The organism is Enterobacter sp. MGH 33, from assembly GCF_000534535.1.
Taxonomy (GTDB): domain Bacteria; phylum Pseudomonadota; class Gammaproteobacteria; order Enterobacterales; family Enterobacteriaceae; genus Enterobacter; species Enterobacter hormaechei_C.
The window spans coordinates 1,885,254-1,905,420 of sequence record NZ_KI973212.1; the positions used below are offsets into that span (position 1 = coordinate 1,885,254).

The window sequence follows — 20,167 nt, forward strand, 5'->3', positions numbered from 1 at the left end:
CCTGCATGGGCAAAAAGCCCGGTGGCGCTGACGCTTACCGGGCCTACAGAGGTTCCAAAGGCAAATGCGCTGGCCTGCATGGGCAAAAAGCCCGGTGGCGCTGACGCTTACCGGGCCTACAGGGTTCCAAAGGCAAATGCGCTGGCCTGCATGGGCAAAAAGCCCGGTGGCGCTGATGCTTACCGGGCCTACAGGTGAACCGCGACAGATTATGCGAGCACAAGATCGCCCTGCGGATGGCACGAACATGCCAGCACATAGCCCTCTGCGATTTCTGCGTCGGTCAGCGTCATGGTGCTGGTGACCGTGTACTCACCGGAAACCACTTTGGTCTTGCAACATCCGCACACCCCGGCGCGACAGGCCGCCGCCACCGGTACGTTGTTGCTTTCCAGCGCTTCAAGCAGCGTGGTGCCCACCCGCCCAAAGAAGGTCTGCGCCGGTTGCAGCTTCGTGAACTTCATCCCGCTGGTCGCCGCTTCCGCTACAGGCGTGAAGAACTGCTCTTTGAAGAAGCGGGTCACGCCGAGCGCTTTCACTTCTTTCTCCACGATCTCCATGTACGGCGCCGGGCCGCAGGTCATCACGATGCGGTTCGCAATATCCGGCACGCTTTGCAGCAGCTCGCGGCTCAGGCGCCCCGCGACAAAACCGTGCGTCGCGTTGTGCTCGGCCACCAGCGTCACCGGATAGTTGCGCCATTCTTCGGCAAAAATCACATCTTCCGGGGAACGAACGCTGAAAATCACCTGCACGTTGGCCTGAGGTCGGTATTTCGCCAGCCAGCGACGCATCGACATAATCGGCGTCACGCCACAACCCGCCGCCAGCAGCAGGAATTTATCTTCCGTCTTGTCGTCACAGGTAAACTCGCCCTGCGCGTCAGACAGCCAGATGTAATCCCCGCGCTTCACGTCCCGGGTCAGCCACTCGGATCCTGCGCCGTCATCAATACGACGAACGGTGAGCGTAATGTACTCGCTCACGCCCGGCGTGGAGGAGATCGTGTAGGCGCGCAGAGTATCCGCCGAATTACGCACGCTCACCAGCGCATACTGGCCCGCGCGGTACGGATAATAGTCATGGCACAGCAGCGACAGCGTCCACACATCCGGCGTCTCCTGACGGATGTGATGAACCTGCATCCGCCACGGACATTGTGAGGTTGGCATGGTCATGAGTTACTCCTTACGCGCTCAGCAGTTGCTTCATATCATCTTCAACGTTGGTCACAGAACGCAGACCAAATTTCTCGTTCAGGATGGCCAGCAGGTCCGGCGTCAGGAAGCCTGGCGCGGTCGGCCCGGTGACGATGTTGGTCACGCCGAGAGAGAGCAGGGTCAACAGGATAACGATCGCTTTCTGCTCGAACCAGGAGAGCACCAGCGACAGCGGCAGATCGTTCACGCCGCAGCCCAGTTTCTCTGCCAGCGTGACCGCCAGAATGATGGCTGAATATGCATCGTTACACTGACCCGCATCCACCAGGCGCGGCAAACCTTCGATGTTGCCGAAGTCCAGCTTGTTGAAACGGTACTTACCGCAGGCCAGGGTCAGGATCAGACAGTCTTCCGGTACGCGGGTGGCGAAATCGGTGAAGTAGTTACGTTCCCCGCGCGCGCCGTCACAGCCGCCGATCAGGAAGATGTGACGCAGTTTTTCACGGCTGACGAGGTCAATCAGGGAATCCGCCGCACCCAGCAGGGTTTCACGACCAAAACCGACGGTGATGAGGTGCGGAATTTCGCTGTACGGGAAGCCTGCCATCTGCTGCGCCTGAGCGATAACCGGACCGAAATCGTCGCCTTCAAGGTGGCTCACGCCCGGCCAGCCGACGATGCTGCGGGTCCAGATACGGTCGTCATACGCGCCGACGGTCGGGTCGATGATGCAGTTAGAGGTCATGACGATTGGGCCAGGGAAGCGGGCGAACTCCACCTGCTGGTTCTGCCAGCCGCTGCCGTAGTTACCGATCAGATGCTTAAATTTACGCAGCTCCGGGTAACCGTGCGCGGGCAGCATTTCGCCGTGGGTATAAACGTTAACGCCGGTGCCTTCGGTCTGCTTCAGCAGGTTGTAGAGATCTTTCAGGTCATGACCGGAGATCAGGATGCATTTGCCTTCGGTCGCTTTGACGTTGACCTGCGTTGGCGTTGGGTGGCCGTAGGTGCTGGTTTCACCGGCATCCAGAATGCTCATCACTTTGAAGTTCATCTGGCCGATTTCCATCGAGCATTCCAGCAGGGCGTTCATATCGGAAGGCCAGGTGCCCAGCCAGGCCATGATTTTGTGGTACTGGGCGTAAATAGCGTTGTCGTACTGGCCGAGTACGTGCGCGTGTTCCATATAGGCCGCAGCACCTTTCAGACCGTACAGGCACAGCAGGCGCAGGCCGAGGATGTTTTCGCCAATCGCCGCTTTGTCTTTATTGGGAGTAAATTCTGCGGCCTGACGCTGTAGCTCGCCCAGGTCGTCGCTCACCAGCTGTAGCTCCGCCATCGGGTTGTCCACGCGGGCGCTGGCGTCGGCATTCAGGCACTGCGCTTTCAGGGCTTCACGCAGGGCAATCGCTTCGCGGGCATAGCCCACAATGCGTGGAGAATCGAAGTTAACGTTGGTCAGCGTGGAGAAAAATGCGCGCGGCGCAAAGCTGTCGACATAGTGATCAACAATGCCATATTCACGGGCTTTGAAGGCCCAGGCGGACAAGCCTTGCAGCGCCGCAATCAGCAGATCCTGGAGATCGGATGTTTCTGCGGTTTTGCCGCACATACCCTGCGCGTAAGAGCAGCCGTTGCCTGCTGGGGTACGGATGGTTTGTTCACATTGCACACAAAACATAATCACACCTGTTAAAGTTATATTTGAGATACATGTTTAAGGTTATGCCTGTGCCACAGCAGAGAAAAGTGCTTTCTTATACTAAGTGGAGGGTTATTGATTTAGCGCAATTTTGGCGGCAGGTTCACTACCGCCAAAGCAGTATCAGGCTGAGAAGAACGCCATCAGAATGGGGACCAGCAGGCTCAGAATAAAGCCGTGTACGATGGCGGCAGGAACCATCTCCAGTCCTCCCGAGCGCTGTAACACCGGCAGGGTAAAGTCCATTGAGGTGGCCCCGCACAGGCCCAGCGCGGTAGAGCGGCTGCGGCGTACCAGGCCGGGGATCAGCATGATGGCTATCAGCTCGCGCGCCAGATCGTTAAAGAAGGCGGCGCTGCCGATCACCGGACCAAACGATTCGGTCAGCAGAATACCGGAGAGCGAATACCAGCCGAAACCGGACGCCATCGCCAGGCTGGTTTTCAGCGGCAGATCGAGAATAAAGGCGTTAATCACTCCCCCCGCCAGTGAGCTGGCCACAACGATAACGGCAACCATCATGCCCCGGCGGTTAAGGACAATCTGTTTCAGCGTCATCCCATTATTTCGCAGCTGAATACCAATCAGGAAGAGCAGGAAAATAAGCGTATATTCGCTGGCCTCCGTTGCGTGCTGTAAAAATGCCCAGCCGGTCAGACCCAGTAAAAAACCGAGTACCACCACGCCGCACAGTTTTAATGATTCCAGCGCCATCGCAATACGGGAGGGAAGCTTTTCCTGATGGTGGTGATTTTTCCAGGGAATAGTGCGTTCCAGCCAGAACAGCGCAGCAATATTGCACAGCAGAATAACCACTACCGTAACCGCAGAATAATGCAGGATGGAAAGCAAGTTCGTCGCCAGATTATCCAGGAAGGCCAGGCTGATCCCCATAAAGAACAGAATGACGTAAACAATCCAGCTGAGAAAACGATTAATAAGCTTTAAGGCCGATTCATGACGCAGCGGAATAAGGTAGCCCACAATCAGGGGCAGAAGAATGATGAGGAGTCCTGAGAACATGAACAGCCGGTCCTTTTGAGTATCAGTTAAGCGCCAGAGACACTACCCAATAAAGGCTGTGAGGTAAAGCTACAAAAAAAGCCGGGTGGCGGCTGCGCCTTACCCGGCCTACAAAGTGCACACTAACGTAGGTCGGGTAAGCTTTAGCGCCACCCGACATTACAGGCCGCACTTAATTAATCGCGTTTTTCCAGCAGGGTGCGATACAGCACGCCGCCCAGAATACCGCCGATAATAGGCATCACCCAGAACAGCCACAGCTGTTCAAGCGCCCAGCCGCCCTGGAAAATAGCCACCGCGGTGCTGCGCGCCGGGTTAACGGAGGTGTTGGTCACCGGAATGGAGATGAGGTGGATCAGCGTCAACGCCAGACCAATAGCGATGGGGGCAAAGCCCGCAGGCGCGTATTTGTCCGTTGCGCCGTGGATCACCAACAGGAAGCCTGCGGTGAGCACAATTTCAATCACGATGGCAGACAGCATCGAGTAGCCGCCTGGAGAGTGTTCGCCGAAGCCGTTCGACGCAAATCCGCTGGCCGCGGCGTCAAACCCGGCTTTTCCGCTGGCAATTACGTACAGCACCGCCGCGGCAATAATACCGCCAATAACCTGGGCAATAATATAGCCAATAATATCTTTCGCCGGAAAACGTCCGCCCGCCCATAATCCTAATGTGACGGCCGGGTTGAAATGACCGCCGGAAATATGCCCCACGGCGAATGCCATGGTTAATACAGTTAAGCCGAATGCCAGCGCGACGCCGACAAAGCCAATACCTAATTCCGGAAATGCGGCTGCCAGTACTGCGCTACCGCAGCCACCAAACACCAGCCAGAATGTACCAAAGCATTCTGCCGCTAATTTTCTGAACATAACCACCTCAATAATAAACGTCCGCGCCCATTCCTGCGCGCGGGTTATATCGCCATAAAGGGATGACGACTCAAAGAGCCAGTATTTTGAAACCATCAACATCCCTTCGCCACTCAAATAAATTCACTAAATTTGATTTAAGGCAATGTGATGTCAATCCTTGTTCAGATCGGAGGTAATAAGAGCATAGCCCAATAATTAAGGGGGCGTATATTCTGCTGTCGTGACCCACAGCCTGCCGCTATACTGCTGATAACTTGAAGGAAAAAGTGGCCGAATTGCGGGGGATGTATGCTACTCGAACGTGTGGAGATTGTCGGGTTTCGCGGGATTAACCGCCTGTCGCTGCAACTGGAACAGAACAACGTCCTGATAGGCGAAAATGCCTGGGGTAAATCCAGCCTGCTGGATGCCCTGACGCTGCTACTTTCGCCCGAAGAGAACTTGTACCACTTCGTTCATGATGACTTCTGGTTTCCGCCAGGGGATGTCAACGGACGCGAGAAACACCTGCATATCATTCTGACCTTCCGCGAATCCGAGCCCGGCCGCCATCGCGTGCGTCGTTTTCGCCCTATGTCGCCCTGCTGGGTGCCCTGTGAAGATGGTTTCCAGCGTATTTTCTATCGCCTTGAGGGCGAAATGGCGCAAAACGACGGGGTGTTAACCCTGCGTGAATTTCTTGATGAGAAGGGAAATCCGATCCCGCTCGATAATATTGACGAGCTTGCCCGCCATCTTATCCGCCTCTCCCCCGTGCTGCGCTTACGAGACGCGCGCTTTATGCGGCGGATCCGTAACGGCACCGTGCCGAATATGCCCGAGGTGGAGGTGACCGCCCGCGAACTGGATTTCCTCGCCCGTGAACTGGTCTCACGGCCGCAGAACCTCACCGACGGCCAGATCCGTCAGGGACTGTCTGCCATGGTGCAACTGCTGGAGCACTATTTCTCCGAGCAGGGAACGGGGCAGGCGCGCCACCGTCTGATGCGTCGCCGCTCGCACGATGAACAACGAAGCTGGCGCTATCTCGATATTATCAACCGCATGATCGACCGCCCCGGCGGGCGCACGCATCGGGTGATCCTGCTGGGATTATTCTCCACGCTTTTACAGGCGAAAGGGACGGTGCGCCTGGATCGGGACGCGCGCCCGCTGCTGCTGGTGGAAGATCCGGAAACGCGGCTGCACCCGATTATGCTTTCCGTGGCGTGGCATCTTCTTAATTTGCTGCCGTTGCAGCGAGTCACCACCACGAATTCCGGAGAGCTGCTCTCTCTGACGCCGGTGGAGTATGTCTGCCGCCTGGTGCGTGAATCGTCGCGGGTCACCGCTTACCGGCTCGGGCCCGGCGGGTTAAATGCCGAAGATGGCCGACGAATTGCGTTTCATATCCGTTTTAACCGTGCCTCTTCCCTGTTTGCCCGCTGCTGGTTGCTGGTGGAAGGGGAAACGGAAACCTGGGTGATAAACGAGCTGGCTCGCCAGTGCGGACACCACTTTGACGCCGAAGGGATCAAAGTGATCGAATTTGCTCAGTCTGGCTTAAAACCGCTGATCAAATTTGCGCGCCGGATGGGGATAGAGTGGCACGTACTGGTGGATGGCGATGAGGCGGGTAAAAAATATGCGGCGACCGTGCGCAGCCTGCTCAATAACGATCGTGAAGAGGAGCGGGAACATCTGACCGCGCTGCCTGCGATGGACATGGAGCACTTTATGTACCGCCAGGGATTTGACGACGTCTTTCACCGCGTAGCGATGATCCCGGTAGATGTGCCCATGAATATGCGCCGGGTGATTGCCAAAGCTATCCATCGGTCGTCAAAACCGGATTTGGCCATTGAAGTTGCGACGGAAGCGGGCAGGCGAGGCGTGGAGTCGGTGCCCACGCTGCTGCGTAAAATGTTCTCCCGCGTCCTCTGGCTGGCTCGCGGGAGGGCCGATTAACGGGCAGTCGCCTGCGAAACCTGTTGGATCAGGCTATCAAGCAGGGCATAGCGGCGGCGGTATTCGGACCGTTTTTTACTCGCAATCTCTTCCATCGGTTTGCGTGGCATGGTCAGCGGCAGGGCAAAGTTGCCGTTATCCTGCTGCTGTCCGCCAAGGGAGCGCCAGAAGCTGTCATAGTCAGCCAGCAATTTTCCCTCTTTTTTCTTGCGATAGCGCCAGCTGCGGTAGATGTGGGTGGCGTTACTCACCGCGAGGATCTGCTCGACCGGGAAGGCGCCTGCCAGCGTCATGACCGCTTCAACCAGCAGACGTTTTGGGAACAGTCCGTGACAGGCTTTGGTCGCCAGCTGAATGTGCTCGTGCGGGACATGCGCTTTCGCCCCCTGCATTCCGCCGATGAAGAGCGTTGGCTTGCCCTGGTATGTGCACAGCGTAAAGGTCAGCTCGGCCAGCACCGTGTTCTGGTGGTCGCAAAAAGTGAGGGTCGCTTCCCCTTCTTTGTCCAGAAACGCATCCGCGCTCAGGCGAACGCTAAACTGCTGCTCCTCTTTGCCCGTTAACGTCACCAGCATAATGCCCTGGCTGGAGAGGTAACCGTTCAGCAGCGACGCCGGAAGATGGTGGCTCATCATCTCATAGTGATCGTTCAATGCGTCCAGCGTAGTCTGACGGCCCATATTGACGGTCAGCCACGGCCGGTGCAGGCGGCACGGCAGGCCGGGCTGCACGCGCAGGATCTGCATCAGACGGGGCTGTTTTGCAAGGTTTCCGAGCAGGCGCGCAGTGATGAACGGCGTTGCCAGCGAGCGCAACATAAACTTACGTCGATAGGCCGGATTTTGCCACGCCAGCCCCGGCGTGAGGGAACCCGAGGCCAGGCTTTTAAACAGTTGCCAGCCCGATTTAGGCTGGGGCAGCGTTGAATAAGGTGTATCGACGATGGAAGACATTTTAGATCCTGCTTCTGGTGGAATATCGCTATTTCAGCAGGCGCTTTATCAACATCGGGTAAACAATTCCCGACGATTACGGGGATCGGGGGTTTCGTTGAGGAGTGGTTTAGATAAAATCAACGGTGATGATAGCCAGAACAATTATTTGGAATATTTATGAACCTGAAGGGAAAACGCAGAAAGCTGTTTCTGCTGCTGGCGGTAGTGGTGTTAGCGGGCGGATTCTGGTTATGGAAGGTCCTGAACGCGCCGGTACCACAGTATCAAACGCTGATTGTTCGTCCGGGTGAACTGCAACAAAACGTGCTGGCGACGGGGAAACTGGATGCCCTGCGTAAGGTTGACGTGGGCGCACAGGTCAGCGGTCAGCTTAAAACCCTGTCAGTTGAGATTGGCGATAAGGTTAAAAAAGGCCAACTGCTGGGCGTGATCGATCCTGAGCAGGCGCAAAACCAGATCCGCGAAGTGGAAGCGACGCTGATGGAGCTCCGCGCCCAGCGCACGCAGGCTCAGGCGGAGCGTAATCTCGCTCAGGTCACCCTGACGCGCCAGCAGGCGCTGGCGAAAACGCAGGCTATCTCGAAACAGGATCTGGACACAGCCGCCACGGAGCTGGCGGTGAAGCAGGCGCAGATTGGCACCATCGATGCGCAAATCAAACGGAATCAGGCCTCGCTGGATACGGCAAAAACCAACCTCGATTACACGCAAATCGTTGCGCCAATGGCCGGGGAAGTGACGCAGATAACCACCCTGCAAGGCCAGACGGTCATCGCCGCGCAGCAGGCGCCGAACATTCTGACCCTGGCGGATATGAGCACCATGCTGGTTAAAGCCCAGGTATCCGAAGCGGACGTCATTCACCTTAAGCCGGGGCAGAAAGCCTGGTTTACGGTGCTGGGCGATCCGCAAACCCGCTATGAAGGGGTGCTGAAAGATATCCTGCCGACGCCGGAGAAGGTCAACGACGCCATCTTCTATTATGCGCGTTTTGAGGTGCCAAACCCGCAGGGCGTGCTGCGTCTGGACATGACCGCTCAGGTGCATATCCAGCTGACCGGCGTGAAAAACGTGCTGACGGTTCCGCTCTCCGCGCTGGGTGAATCCGCCGGGGACAATCGCTACAAGGTGAAAGTGCTGCGCAACGGCGAAACCCGCGAGCGGGAAGTGGTGATTGGCGCACGTAACGACACCGATGTGGTGGTGGTAAAAGGGCTGGAAGAGGGTGAGGAAGTGGTCACCAGCGAAACCCTGCCCGGAGCCGCGCAATGACGGCGCTGCTTGAGCTGAATGACATTCGTCGCAGCTATCCGTCCGGCGACGGGCCGGTGGAGGTGCTGAAGGGCATCTCCCTGCGCGTTGAAGCCGGTGAAATGGTGGCGATTGTCGGGGCGTCGGGCTCGGGTAAATCAACGCTGATGAACATTCTTGGCTGTCTGGATAAGCCCACCAGCGGCACCTATCGCGTGGCCGGGACGGATGTTTCCACCCTGGACGGCGACGCGCTGGCGAAGCTGCGTCGCGAGCATTTTGGCTTTATTTTTCAGCGTTACCATCTGCTTTCACACCTGAGCGCGGCGCAGAACGTGGAGGTCCCGGCGGTGTATGCGGGCGTCGAGCGCAAAAAACGCCTTGAACGCGCGAAGGCGCTGTTAACGCGTCTTGGGCTGGCGGAGCGTGTTGATTATCAGCCTTCGCAGCTTTCCGGCGGTCAGCAGCAGCGCGTGAGTATTTCCCGTGCGCTGATGAACGGCGGACAGGTGATCCTCGCTGATGAGCCAACCGGTGCGCTCGACAGCCATTCCGGTGAAGAGGTGATGGCGATCCTGCATCAGCTGCGCGATCAGGGGCATACGGTGATTATTGTCACCCACGATCCGCAGGTGGCAGCGCAGGCGGAACGCATCATTGAGATCCACGACGGCGAGCTGGTCAGCAACCCGCCGCCACGTCAGTCCAGAGCGGCGGCGCCGAAAGAAGCCTTACCTGCGTCCACCGGCTGGGGACAGTTCTCCAGCGGCTTTCGTGAAGCGCTGACCATGGCCTGGCTGGCGATGGCGGCCAACAAAATGCGCACCCTGCTGACCATGCTCGGCATCATTATCGGTATTGCCTCGGTGGTGTCGATTGTGGTGGTGGGCGATGCGGCGAAACAGCTGGTGCTGGCGGATATTCGCGCCATCGGGACTAACACCATCGACGTTTACCCCGGCAAAGATTTTGGCGACGACGAGCCGCAGTATCAGCAGGCGCTGAAATACGACGATCTGGCGGCTATTCAGAAGCAGCCGTGGGTGAACTCCGCCACGCCTGCCGTGTCGCAAAACCTGCGTCTGCGCTACGGCAACATCGACGTGGCGGCCAGCGCTAACGGCGTCAGCGGAGATTACTTCAACGTCTACGGCATGACCTTCAGCGAAGGGGCGACCTTCAACGCGGAACAGCTGGCGGGCAGGGCGCAGGTGGTGGTGTTAGACGCTAACTCGCGCAGACAGCTTTTCCCCAATAAAACCCGTGTGGTGGGGGAAGTGATCCTGGTGGGTAACATGCCCGCCACGGTGATTGGTGTGGCGGAAGAGAAACAGTCCATGTTTGGCAGCAGCAAGATCCTGCGCGTCTGGCTGCCGTACAGCACCATTTCCGGGCGCATTATGGGACAGTCCTGGCTCAACTCCATTACCGTGCGAGTGAAAGAGGGCTACGACAGCGCGCTGGCGGAACAGCAGCTCGAGCGGCTGTTAACGTTGCGCCACGGGAAAAAGGATTTCTTCACCTGGAACATGGACGGCCTCTTGAAAACGGCCGAAAAGACCACACGTACTCTTCAGCTGTTCCTGACGCTGGTGGCGGTGATTTCGCTGGTCGTCGGCGGGATAGGGGTGATGAACATTATGCTGGTGTCGGTGACCGAACGTACGCGGGAGATCGGCATTCGCATGGCGGTCGGGGCCAGAGCCAGCGATGTGCTCCAGCAATTTTTGATTGAAGCGGTGCTGGTGTGTCTGGTGGGAGGCGCAATGGGGATTGCGCTCTCGATGATGATCGCCTTCGCGCTCCAGCTCTTTTTACCGGGGTGGGAGATTGGCTTCTCACCGATGGCGATCCTCACCGCGTTTTTGTGCTCCACCTTTACCGGCATTTTGTTTGGCTGGCTGCCGGCACGAAACGCGGCGCGGCTGGATCCGGTGGATGCGCTGGCGCGGGAATAACCCGAAAATAAAAATGCCAGCCGATCGGGCTGGCATTTTGCCTGCGGGGTGTACACAATGAATCAGAGAGCTATGCAACCGTTTCTGCTTCAACGGGCACGATAAGACTGGCGTGATTGCCTTTTGGCCCCTGGTGTACATCGAACCGGACGGACTGCCCGGCTTTGAGCGTCCTGTAACCATCCATCTGAATGGTGGAATAGTGAGCGAAGATATCCTCGCCGCCGCCTTCGGGGCAAATGAAGCCAAACCCCTTGGCGTTGTTGAACCACTTAACAGTACCCATTTCCATGCTTCGACATCCTTCGTAAATCTTATAAATTAAGATGGAATGAACCGGTGGTGGAGTGGGGGCTGTTCAAAACCTCGCCAACTCACGCTTGTACAATTTAGAGAAACGGAAGAAGCCGTCAAGCGTTTGGCGCTGGAGTTGGGACAATAATCAACCAAAATTTGAGGCAGTTAACGCTATTGCAACAGTTTGTGACAGACATCGCGGATGACAGTAATAGATGATTGTTATCTAACATCTGAGGTAGATTCAAAGTGGTTATGCATAATGGGTAAGACCAACGATTGGCTGGATTTTGACCAGCTGGCGGAAGATAAAGTGCGCGACGCGCTAAAACCGCCATCTATGTATAAAGTTATGTTAATGAACGATGATTACACGCCGATGGAATTTGTTATTGACGTGCTACAAAAGTTCTTTTCTTATGATGTTGAACGTGCAACGCAACTGATGCTTACCGTTCATTATCGTGGCAAAGCGATCTGCGGCATCTTTACTGCCGAGGTTGCGGAAACCAAAGTAGCGATGGTGAACGACTATGCAAGGGAGAACGAGCATCCGTTGCTGTGTACGCTGGAAAAGGCCTGATAAGGCATAAAATTGGGGGAGGTGCCTATGCTCAATCAAGAACTGGAACTCAGTTTAAACATGGCTTTCGCCAGAGCGCGTGAGCACCGACATGAGTTTATGACCGTCGAGCACCTGCTGCTCGCACTGCTTAGCAACCCATCTGCCCGCGAAGCGCTGGAAGCCTGCTCCGTGGATCTGGTGGCGCTACGTCAGGAACTCGAAGCCTTCATCGAACAAACTACACCGGTGCTGCCAGCCAGTGAAGAAGAGCGCGACACGCAGCCGACGCTCAGCTTCCAGCGCGTGTTGCAGCGCGCGGTTTTCCACGTCCAGTCTTCCGGACGTAGCGAAGTGACTGGTGCCAATGTCCTGGTCGCCATCTTCAGCGAGCAGGAGTCCCAGGCGGCCTACCTGCTGCGTAAACACGAAGTCAGCCGGCTCGACGTGGTCAACTTCATCTCTCACGGAACGCGAAAAGACGAGCCTAACCAGGCATCGGATCCCAGCGGACAGATCAACAGCAATGAAGAGCAAGCAGGCGGGGAGGATCGTATGGAAAACTTCACCACCAACCTTAACCAGCTTGCTCGCGTTGGCGGTATCGACCCGCTGATTGGCCGCGACAAAGAGCTGGAGCGTGCCATCCAGGTGCTGTGCCGTCGCCGTAAGAACAACCCGCTGCTGGTGGGGGAATCTGGCGTGGGTAAAACCGCGATTGCCGAAGGGCTGGCCTGGCGCATTGTGCAGGGCGACGTGCCGGAAGTGATTGCCGACTGTACCATCTACTCGCTGGATATTGGCTCGCTGCTGGCGGGCACCAAATACCGCGGTGATTTCGAAAAACGTTTCAAAGCGCTGTTAAAACAGCTGGAGCAGGACACCAACAGCATCCTGTTTATCGATGAGATCCACACCATCATCGGCGCAGGTGCGGCCTCCGGTGGCCAGGTGGATGCCGCTAACCTGATCAAACCGCTGCTCTCCAGCGGCAAGATCCGCGTGATGGGCTCCACGACGTACCAGGAGTTCAGCAACATCTTTGAGAAGGATCGTGCGCTGGCGCGTCGTTTCCAGAAAATCGACGTTACCGAGCCGTCGGTTGACGAAACGGTGCAGATCATCAACGGCCTGAAAACCAAGTACGAAGCACACCACGACGTGCGTTACACCGCGAAAGCGGTCCGTGCGGCGGTGGAACTGGCGGTGAAATACATCAACGATCGTCATCTGCCGGATAAAGCGATCGACGTGATTGATGAGGCGGGTGCGCGTGCACGCCTGATGCCAGCCAGCAAGCGTAAGAAAACTGTGAACGTGGCGGATATCGAGTCCGTGGTGGCCCGCATCGCGCGTATTCCTGAGAAGAGCGTTTCTCAGAGCGACCGTGATACGCTGCGCACCCTCGGCAATCGCCTGAAAATGCTGGTCTTTGGTCAGGATAAAGCCATTGAGGCCTTAACCGAAGCGATCAAGATGGCCCGTGCTGGTCTTGGGCATGACCACAAGCCTGTCGGTTCCTTCCTGTTCGCCGGCCCGACCGGGGTGGGTAAAACCGAGGTGACGGTTCAGCTCTCCAAAGCGCTGGGCATTGAGCTGCTGCGCTTTGATATGTCCGAGTATATGGAGCGTCATACCGTCAGCCGTTTGATTGGTGCGCCTCCGGGATACGTGGGCTTTGACCAGGGCGGCCTGCTTACGGACGCGGTTATCAAGCACCCGCACGCGGTACTGCTGCTCGATGAAATCGAGAAAGCGCACCCGGACGTATTCAACATCCTGTTGCAGGTGATGGACAACGGGACGCTGACCGATAACAACGGGCGCAAGGCCGATTTCCGCAACGTGGTGCTGGTGATGACCACCAACGCCGGGGTGCGGGAAACCGAGCGTAAATCCATCGGCCTGATCCACCAGGATAACAGCACCGATGCGATGGAAGAGATCAAGAAGATCTTCACGCCGGAGTTCCGTAACCGTCTGGACAACATTATCTGGTTCGATCACCTGTCTACCGAGGTGATTCATCAGGTGGTGGACAAGTTCATCGTCGAGTTGCAGGTTCAGCTGGATCAGAAAGGCGTGTCGCTGGAAGTGAGCCAGGAGGCCCGCAACTGGCTGGCTGAGAAAGGCTACGACCGTGCGATGGGCGCCCGTCCGATGGCGCGCGTGATTCAGGACAACCTGAAGAAACCGCTGGCGAACGAGCTGCTGTTTGGCTCGCTGGTGGACGGCGGCCAGGTAACGGTGGGGCTGGATCAGGCGAAGAACGAACTGACGTACGATTTCCAGAGTGCGGCGAAGCACAAGCCGGAAGCGGCTCACTAAGCTGAACGTTAGGCTAAAAAACCGGGCAAATGCCCGGTTTTTTTATGCGTGCCTTTCTTCCTCTCCCTGTGGGCTGAGGGATCCCCACAAAATAATGCCTGCACAGACGGCCCCCTCTCCCTTGAGGGAGAGGGCTGGGGTGAGGGCATCAGGCCGCAATGAAATTTTGCGAGGCGCTTTCCAGTTTCTTTCGATGTCTGTTGCTGGATAAAACCACAGTATTAAAATGGCGGCGCACCTGCAAAATCAGGTGTCGGGATTGGCGTCCTGAAAGTGTGTGACCAGCAGTATTGCTGTAGGCTTCGTTCGCCCTAAGGAAAAGGGTATAATTCTGCATCTGGCGGGCGAATCGGAAGCTTCTTTTGAAGCGCCAGGTGCACACACTGGTACGCCAATTCCTTTTCGTCCGCCGCCAGCGAATCTGGCGTTTCCTGCGGTGGTAAATTCATGTGTGTGAAGGAATTACCCAATGAATACAGAAATCAATTTCTCCCAGTTCTATAGCGAACTTTCTCTCAATCCCGATCTCCCAACCCTCGTCGAGCGCTGTAATCTGCTCACGGAAATCCTGCTGGACTGCAATTCGCTCCCGCAAACGCAGCCCGTTTGCCGTTGTCTCGGTGCTTATCTGGACGTAGTCAAAACCGAACTCGCAGAATCAATGTGTGATTTCCGGGTGGTTGAATTTGACGACGAGGCGGAACGGCCGAAGGAAAAAGAGTGGCTTCTGGAAGATACTGAAACCAAGTGCGATTACTGCCGGGCATTAAACAACGTGCTGCTGGTGTCGCATTTTGACCGCGAGATGCTGCCCCATCTGACAGGATTGCTGCATGACATTACACATTCGATGGCGGCAGACGTGGCTGCACCTGAATGTGGAAAGCCTGTAATTCATATCATTAATTAAGTTTAGTGTCGCGCGTCGGGGGAGGAGATCCGGCGCGGTATGGCGAAACCCTTTTTTCGAGTGGTTCTTTAAGTTATTGATTTTTATTATGCGAATAAAGGCCGCAGAAAAAAGGGTTTGAAGTAGATATGTTGATTAATTTCTTTTCGAACAATAAGATGGCGAAGATTTCTTCCAGTTCACTGCCGTACAGGCAGCTTAGAAATTATTAACGATCTGAGTACCAAACCCAAGCCCGTGCACTGCCATACAGGCAGCTTAGAAATCATCGAGTATGAGGCTGTGTGATTTTATTGTGTGCACCACCGTACAACCAACACAAAAGCCGAAACAACCCAACCAATCGTTCAAATAATCGACTGTACTAACAAAAAAATAAGGCCGGGAATATCCCGGCCTTATTTAATATTCATCTGCCATTACAGGCGAAAACAATTAGCGACTACGGAAGACAATGCGGCCTTTGCTCAGGTCGTACGGGGTCAGCTCAACAGTCACTTTGTCGCCCGTCAAAATGCGGATATAGTTTTTGCGCATTTTACCGGAGATGTGCGCAGTTACCACGTGACCGTTTTCCAGTTCTACGCGAAACATGGTATTAGGCAACGTATCAAGTACGGTACCCTGCATTTCAATATTGTCTTCTTTGGCCATCTAATCCTCTGGGGTATCACTACCAAGTTTTGAACCGGCAAGATAATGCCGAAATTCCTCAATTAAGTAAAGAATTGCGCGTTTAAAACGCAGCAAAACAGTCTCAGCGTATTGCCCAAGCGTCACGGTACAACCGAACGGAAAGCGCATTCGTAAAGGGGAGACGACAGGATAAACGTAAGGACGTTATCTGAAGCGAGGGTCCCAAACGGCGGCGGGGCAACAGGCAGAAGCTACTCTGCGGCGTAATTATAACACCCTCATAAAAAATATGCGGAAAACATTTAGGCATTGGGTATAAAGAGCGTTCTGGGAACCCAAAAATCGCGTGGTAGGGTCTCCTTTCGGCACTGTTCCAGGTGTTCGATATAGTGTCGGCGGGGGATTTCAACGGCGCCGAGCGAGGCGGTATGCTCATTCAGCACCTGACAATCCATTAACTGTCCTCCACGTCGGGCAAATTCCTGGCTAAAAACCAGCAGCGCGGTTTTCGACGCATTCGTGGAGCGGGAGAACATCGACTCGCCGCAGAACAGCGTACCCTGCGCCACGCCGTACATGCCACCGACGAGGTCGTCGCCGCTCCACACTTCGATCGAATGCGCGTAACCCAGCTCATGAAGCTGGTGATAGGCGATAATGATATCGCGGGTTATCCAGGTGCCTTCTAGACGATCTTCAGCGCAGCCTTCGATAACCTGGCCGAAGGCGTGATTAAGCGTGACGCGAAAGGGTGATTTTGCATGAAAACGCTTCATGCTGCGGCTCAGGTGAAACTGCCCAGGCCACAGTACGGCTCGCGGGTCAGGAGACCACCATAAGATCGGGTCGCCAGGAGAAAACCACGGAAAGATGCCGCGCTGGTAAGCCATTAAGAGCCGTGCCGGGCTGAGATCGCCGCCCAGAGCCAGCAAGCCGTTAGGTTCACGCAGCGCCCCCTCCGGAGAAGGGAACGCAATATTATGGCGAGAAAGCTGCACCAGGCGCATGACAACAGAACTCCAGTACGCGAGAGAGGACGCTACAAATATAGTCTACAGGCGCTGTTTAAACTGGTAGTAGCGACCTTGTTTTGCCAGCAGCTCTGCGTGACTACCTTGCTCAATTATGTGTCCGTTGTCCATCACAATTATCTGATCGAAATTCACCAGCCCGCGCAGACGGTGCGTGACCATCAGCACGGTTTTACCTTTCATCACATTCGCCAGTAAATCAAGGATTTGGCTCTCTGTCGTGGCATCCAGTCCTTCTGTCGGTTCATCCAGCAGCATCAGCGGCGCATCGTGCAGCAGCGCACGCGCAATGGCCAGACGACGCAGTTCGCCGCCGGAAAGCTGTCGACCCCCTTCACCCAGCCAGCTGTTCAACCCGTCGTCTTCAAGCAGCTTGTGCAGCCCAACCTGCTCCAGCATTGCCCGCAGCGTATCGTCGGAGGCGTCTGGTGCCGCCAGAAGAAGATTATCGCGCAGCGTAGCGCTGAACAGATGCACCCGCTGGGGCACGACGCTGACCGTTTTACGCAAGGCCGCTTCGCTAAAACCAGACAGCGGAACGTCGTTAAACCGAATCTCGCCCTGCTGTGGATCCCACGCGCGCGTGAGAAGTTGCAGAAGTGTCGATTTCCCACATCCCGTACGGCCAAGGATCGCAATGCGCTGCCCGGCATCAACAGAAAGGGTGATGTCTTCCAGCGCGTTTTGCGCCTGCTTGTCGTAGGCGAAAGTGACATTGCTGAGCGTCAGCGCGACCTGCTCTGGCACAGCGGTTTGACCCGCGCTGAACTTCACTTCCGGCTCCTGCTCGGCAATATCCGTAATGCGCAGCGCAGAGGCAATCACCTGGCCGAGATGCTGAAAGGCGCCCGTGACCGGGGCTAAGGCTTCAAAGGCTGCCAGGGCACAGAAAACAAACAGCGCAATCAGCGGGCCAGGCTGCGCGTTACCGCCCACGCCACCGGAGGCCATCCAGAGCATGGCGATAACGGCAATCCCACCAATTAACATCATCAGCGCCTGGGAGAACGCGGTCAGTTCAGACTGGCGCCGCTGGGCTTCATGCCAGTTCAGCTCCGTATTTTCCATGCGGGCGCGGTACCGTTTGCTGGCACCAAAAAGGGTGAGCTCGGCCTGTCCCTGCAACCAGGCGGTGAGCTGCTGGCGATATTCCCCTCGCAGGCGCGTCAGGTTTTCCCCGGTGGTTTTACCTGCACGATAAAACAGGGGCGGCAGAATAATCAGCGTCATCAGCATGATGCCGCCGAGCGTCAGTGCGATGGGAACATCCAGGAAACTCAACCCCAGCGTGACCACGACAATCACTACAAACGCGCCCACCATAGGTGAAATGACGCGCAGATAGAGGTGATCCAGCGTATCCACATCTGCGACCACGCGGTTGAGTAATTCGCCCTGTCGAAAACGTGCCAGCCCGGCAGGGGAGAGGGGCAGCAGTTTGCTGAAGGTGTAAATACGCAGGTGTTGCAGCACGCGGAAGGTCGCGTCGTGGCTGACCAGACGTTCGAAGTAGCGTCCGGCAGTTCGCGTAATGGCCGTGCCGCGCACCCCGGCGGCAGGCAGCATGTAGTTAAAGCTGTACAGCCCGGCAAAGCCTGCGGCCGCAGACGCGGAGAGGAACCAGCCGGAAAGCGTAAGCAGACCGATGCTGGCCAGCAGAGTAACGATCGCCAGCACGATCCCGAGCGTCAGCATCCATTTGTGGCGTTTATACAGTGCAAGATACGGAAGCAGGGCGCGCATCAGATATCCTCCTGACGGTTCGCCAGCAGGGTCGCAAACGGCCCCTGCGCGGCAACAAGCGAGGCGTAATCGCCTTGTTCAACAATGTGTCCGTTTTCCATCACCCAGATCTGATCCCAGTCGGCAATACCTTCCAGCTGGTGAGTCACCATCAGGGTGGTTTGCTGGCGTGAGGCTGCGTTAAGCGCATCCATCACGCGCTGCTCGCTGTGAGCGTCCAGGCTGGCCGCAGGTTCGTCCAGCAGCATTAGCGAAGAGGGATTCAGTAGCGCACGGGCGACCGCGACGCGCTGTGCCTGGCCAACTGACAGCCCGGCAGACTGATCGCCAATGACGGTATCGACACCCTGCGCAAGCAGCGGCAGAAACTCGCTGACCCAGGCGCGGTCGAGGACCGATTGCAGCTCATCTTCACGCGCATCCGGGCGTGCCAGCAGCACATTCTCGCGCAGCGTCGGAGCTGGCAGCTGAGGGTTTTGCCCCACCCAACTCAGCTGTTTACGCCAGGCATCAGGATCGAGCTCGCGCAGCTCCGTTTTGTTGATACGCAGCGATCCGGTGTACGCCATAAAACCTGACAGCGCATTCAACAATGAGCTTTTACCTGAGCCGCTGGTACCCACCAGCACCACACGTTGCCCGGCAGGCAGGGTAAAGTTCAGCGGACCGGCCAGCACTTTGCCTTCAGGCGACAGAACAGAAAAATCCTGTGCTTCAATGGTCACCGGATCGTTCGTATTCAGCGTTACCTCACCACGCTCCGGATTCGCCAGCGGCGTTTCCATGAAGGTTTTCAGGCTGTCGGCAGCACCCACCGCCTGCGCTTTGGCATGGTAAAAGGTGCCGAGATCGCGAAGCGGCTGGAAAAATTCCGGGGCCAGGATCAGCGCCAGGAACCCGGCGGAAAGCGTGACCGCCGTACCGTAGTGGCCAAAGTCCAGCGCGCCGAGGTAGGAGAAGCCAAAGTAAACCGCCACCAGCGCAATCGACAGGGAGGTGAAAAATTCGAGCACGCCAGATGAGAGAAAGGCCATGCGCAACACTTCCATGGTGCGCTGACGAAAATCCTGCGACGCCAGGCGAATGTTTTCGGTTTCCGCTTCACCACGACCGAAGATCCGCAGGGTTTCCATTCCGCGCAGACGGTCCAGGAAATGACCGCTCAACCGACCCAACGCCAGGAAGTTACGACGGTTAGCATCTGCCGCACCCATGCCGACCATCGCCATAAACAGCGGGATGAGCGGGGCGGTGCCTAGCAGGATCAACGCCGCCACCCAGTTAACAGGGAAGATGGCGATAACAATCATCAGGGGCACAAACACCGCCAGCGCCATCTGGGGAAGATAACGCGCGTAGTAATCGTGCATATCGTCGATTTGCTCAAGGATCAGCGTCGCCCAGCTGCCGGCTGGCTTACCCTGGATCCACGCAGGCCCGGCTTCCGAAAGCCGATCGAGCACCTTGCGGCGAATCTCATAGCGGATGTGCTGCCCGGCGTGGAACCCAACCCGCTCGCGCAGCCAGACCACCCACGCACGCAGAACGAAAACCAGCACCAGAACGATAAACGGCAACAGCAGCGCTTCGCGCGGGATGTTCTCCATAATCATATGGTTGAGAATGCGGGCCAGCAGCCATGCCTGGGCAACAATCAACAGACCGCTGATGAATCCCAGAACGCGGGAAATCATAAGCCAGCGGCGGGACAGAACGCTTTGCTGTTTCAGCCAGCGGGTTAACTCTTGTTGACGGGTTTTTTCCATTGCGTACTTTGCAGGTGACGTT

Annotated in this window: 17 protein-coding genes; 7 read left to right on the plus strand and 10 right to left on the minus strand. The window is 56.5% G+C overall.

What is annotated here, in order from left to right; genetic code table 11:
- The coding region (locus L379_RS26195) for a hypothetical protein (RefSeq protein ID WP_032653121.1) at positions 1 to 198 on the plus strand (198 nt) is incomplete at its 5' end.
- Between the two features lie 11 nt (positions 199 to 209).
- Here the strand turns inward: L379_RS26195 and hcr are convergent.
- The 4 genes from hcr to aqpZ form a co-directional block, all read right to left on the minus strand.
- Positions 210 to 1,178 carry an NADH oxidoreductase gene (hcr, locus tag L379_RS15035; protein WP_032653123.1) on the minus strand — a complete coding sequence of 323 codons (969 nt, stop codon included), beginning with the start codon at positions 1,176 to 1,178 and terminating at the stop codon, positions 210 to 212.
- A gap of 10 nt (positions 1,179 to 1,188) precedes the next feature.
- Positions 1,189 to 2,841, minus strand: coding sequence for a hydroxylamine reductase (gene hcp, locus L379_RS15030; RefSeq protein ID WP_017384847.1), 1,653 nt, complete (start codon positions 2,839 to 2,841; stop codon positions 1,189 to 1,191).
- Between the two features lie 144 nt (positions 2,842 to 2,985).
- A complete protein-coding gene (locus L379_RS15025) occupies positions 2,986 to 3,885 on the minus strand; it encodes a LysO family transporter (RefSeq protein WP_015570988.1) in 900 nt (299 codons plus the stop codon).
- Between the two features lie 176 nt (positions 3,886 to 4,061).
- A complete protein-coding gene (gene aqpZ, locus L379_RS15020; protein WP_026080729.1) occupies positions 4,062 to 4,757 on the minus strand; it encodes an aquaporin Z in 696 nt (231 codons plus the stop codon).
- A gap of 291 nt (positions 4,758 to 5,048) precedes the next feature.
- Between aqpZ and L379_RS15015 the strand changes: the two genes are divergently transcribed.
- The gene (locus L379_RS15015; RefSeq protein ID WP_017693708.1) at positions 5,049 to 6,707 is read left to right on the plus strand and encodes an ATP-dependent endonuclease; all 1,659 of its coding nucleotides are present in this window, start codon (positions 5,049 to 5,051) and stop codon (positions 6,705 to 6,707) included.
- On the opposite strand, the gene L379_RS15010 is transcribed toward L379_RS15015, so the two are convergent.
- On the minus strand, positions 6,704 to 7,660 hold the full coding sequence (locus tag L379_RS15010; protein ID WP_032653125.1) for a VirK/YbjX family protein: 957 nt from the start codon (positions 7,658 to 7,660) through the stop codon (positions 6,704 to 6,706). The two genes, L379_RS15015 and L379_RS15010, sit on opposite strands and share 4 nt — an antisense overlap.
- 159 nt (positions 7,661 to 7,819) lie before the next feature.
- On the opposite strand from L379_RS15010, the gene macA reads away from it, so the two are divergent.
- The gene (gene macA / locus L379_RS15005; RefSeq protein ID WP_032653126.1) at positions 7,820 to 8,935 is read left to right on the plus strand and encodes a macrolide transporter subunit MacA; all 1,116 of its coding nucleotides are present in this window, start codon (positions 7,820 to 7,822) and stop codon (positions 8,933 to 8,935) included.
- The gene (gene macB / locus L379_RS15000) at positions 8,932 to 10,872 is read left to right on the plus strand and encodes a macrolide ABC transporter ATP-binding protein/permease MacB (RefSeq protein ID WP_032653128.1); all 1,941 of its coding nucleotides are present in this window, start codon (positions 8,932 to 8,934) and stop codon (positions 10,870 to 10,872) included. Before macA ends, macB begins: the two co-directional genes overlap by 4 nt.
- Before the next feature lie 70 nt (positions 10,873 to 10,942).
- On the opposite strand, the gene cspD is transcribed toward macB, so the two are convergent.
- Positions 10,943 to 11,164, minus strand: coding sequence for a cold shock-like protein CspD (gene cspD / locus L379_RS14995; protein ID WP_006809408.1), 222 nt, complete (start codon positions 11,162 to 11,164; stop codon positions 10,943 to 10,945).
- 267 nt (positions 11,165 to 11,431) lie between these two features.
- Between cspD and clpS the strand changes: the two genes are divergently transcribed.
- The 3 genes from clpS to L379_RS14980 all read left to right on the plus strand — a co-directional run bounded on the left by clpS (position 11,432) and on the right by L379_RS14980 (position 14,969).
- A complete protein-coding gene (gene clpS / locus L379_RS14990) occupies positions 11,432 to 11,752 on the plus strand; it encodes an ATP-dependent Clp protease adapter ClpS (protein WP_006174393.1) in 321 nt (106 codons plus the stop codon).
- 27 nt (positions 11,753 to 11,779) lie between these two features.
- Positions 11,780 to 14,059, plus strand: coding sequence for an ATP-dependent Clp protease ATP-binding subunit ClpA (gene clpA, locus L379_RS14985; protein WP_006809407.1), 2,280 nt, complete (start codon positions 11,780 to 11,782; stop codon positions 14,057 to 14,059).
- 469 nt (positions 14,060 to 14,528) lie between these two features.
- Positions 14,529 to 14,969 (plus strand): hypothetical protein, encoded by a 441-nt coding sequence (locus L379_RS14980; protein ID WP_032653130.1) that lies wholly within the window; start codon positions 14,529 to 14,531, stop codon positions 14,967 to 14,969.
- A 435-nt stretch (positions 14,970 to 15,404) separates the two neighbouring features.
- Here the strand turns inward: L379_RS14980 and infA are convergent, their stop codons facing one another.
- The 4 genes from infA to cydD all read right to left on the minus strand — a co-directional run bounded on the left by infA (position 15,405) and on the right by cydD (position 20,145).
- Positions 15,405 to 15,623, minus strand: a complete 219-nt coding sequence (infA, locus tag L379_RS14975) for a translation initiation factor IF-1 (RefSeq protein ID WP_002211347.1) — start codon at positions 15,621 to 15,623, stop codon at positions 15,405 to 15,407.
- Positions 15,624 to 15,907: 284 nt separating this feature from the next.
- Positions 15,908 to 16,612 carry a leucyl/phenylalanyl-tRNA--protein transferase gene (aat, locus tag L379_RS14970; protein WP_032647884.1) on the minus strand — a complete coding sequence of 235 codons (705 nt, stop codon included), beginning with the start codon at positions 16,610 to 16,612 and terminating at the stop codon, positions 15,908 to 15,910.
- A 45-nt stretch (positions 16,613 to 16,657) separates the two neighbouring features.
- On the minus strand, positions 16,658 to 18,379 hold the full coding sequence (cydC, locus tag L379_RS14965; protein ID WP_003858307.1) for a heme ABC transporter ATP-binding protein/permease CydC: 1,722 nt from the start codon (positions 18,377 to 18,379) through the stop codon (positions 16,658 to 16,660).
- Positions 18,379 to 20,145, minus strand: coding sequence for a heme ABC transporter permease/ATP-binding protein CydD (cydD, locus tag L379_RS14960; protein WP_032653131.1), 1,767 nt, complete (start codon positions 20,143 to 20,145; stop codon positions 18,379 to 18,381). The genes cydC and cydD overlap by 1 nt, the downstream gene beginning before the upstream one ends.
- Between the last annotated feature and the right edge of the window lie 22 nt (positions 20,146 to 20,167).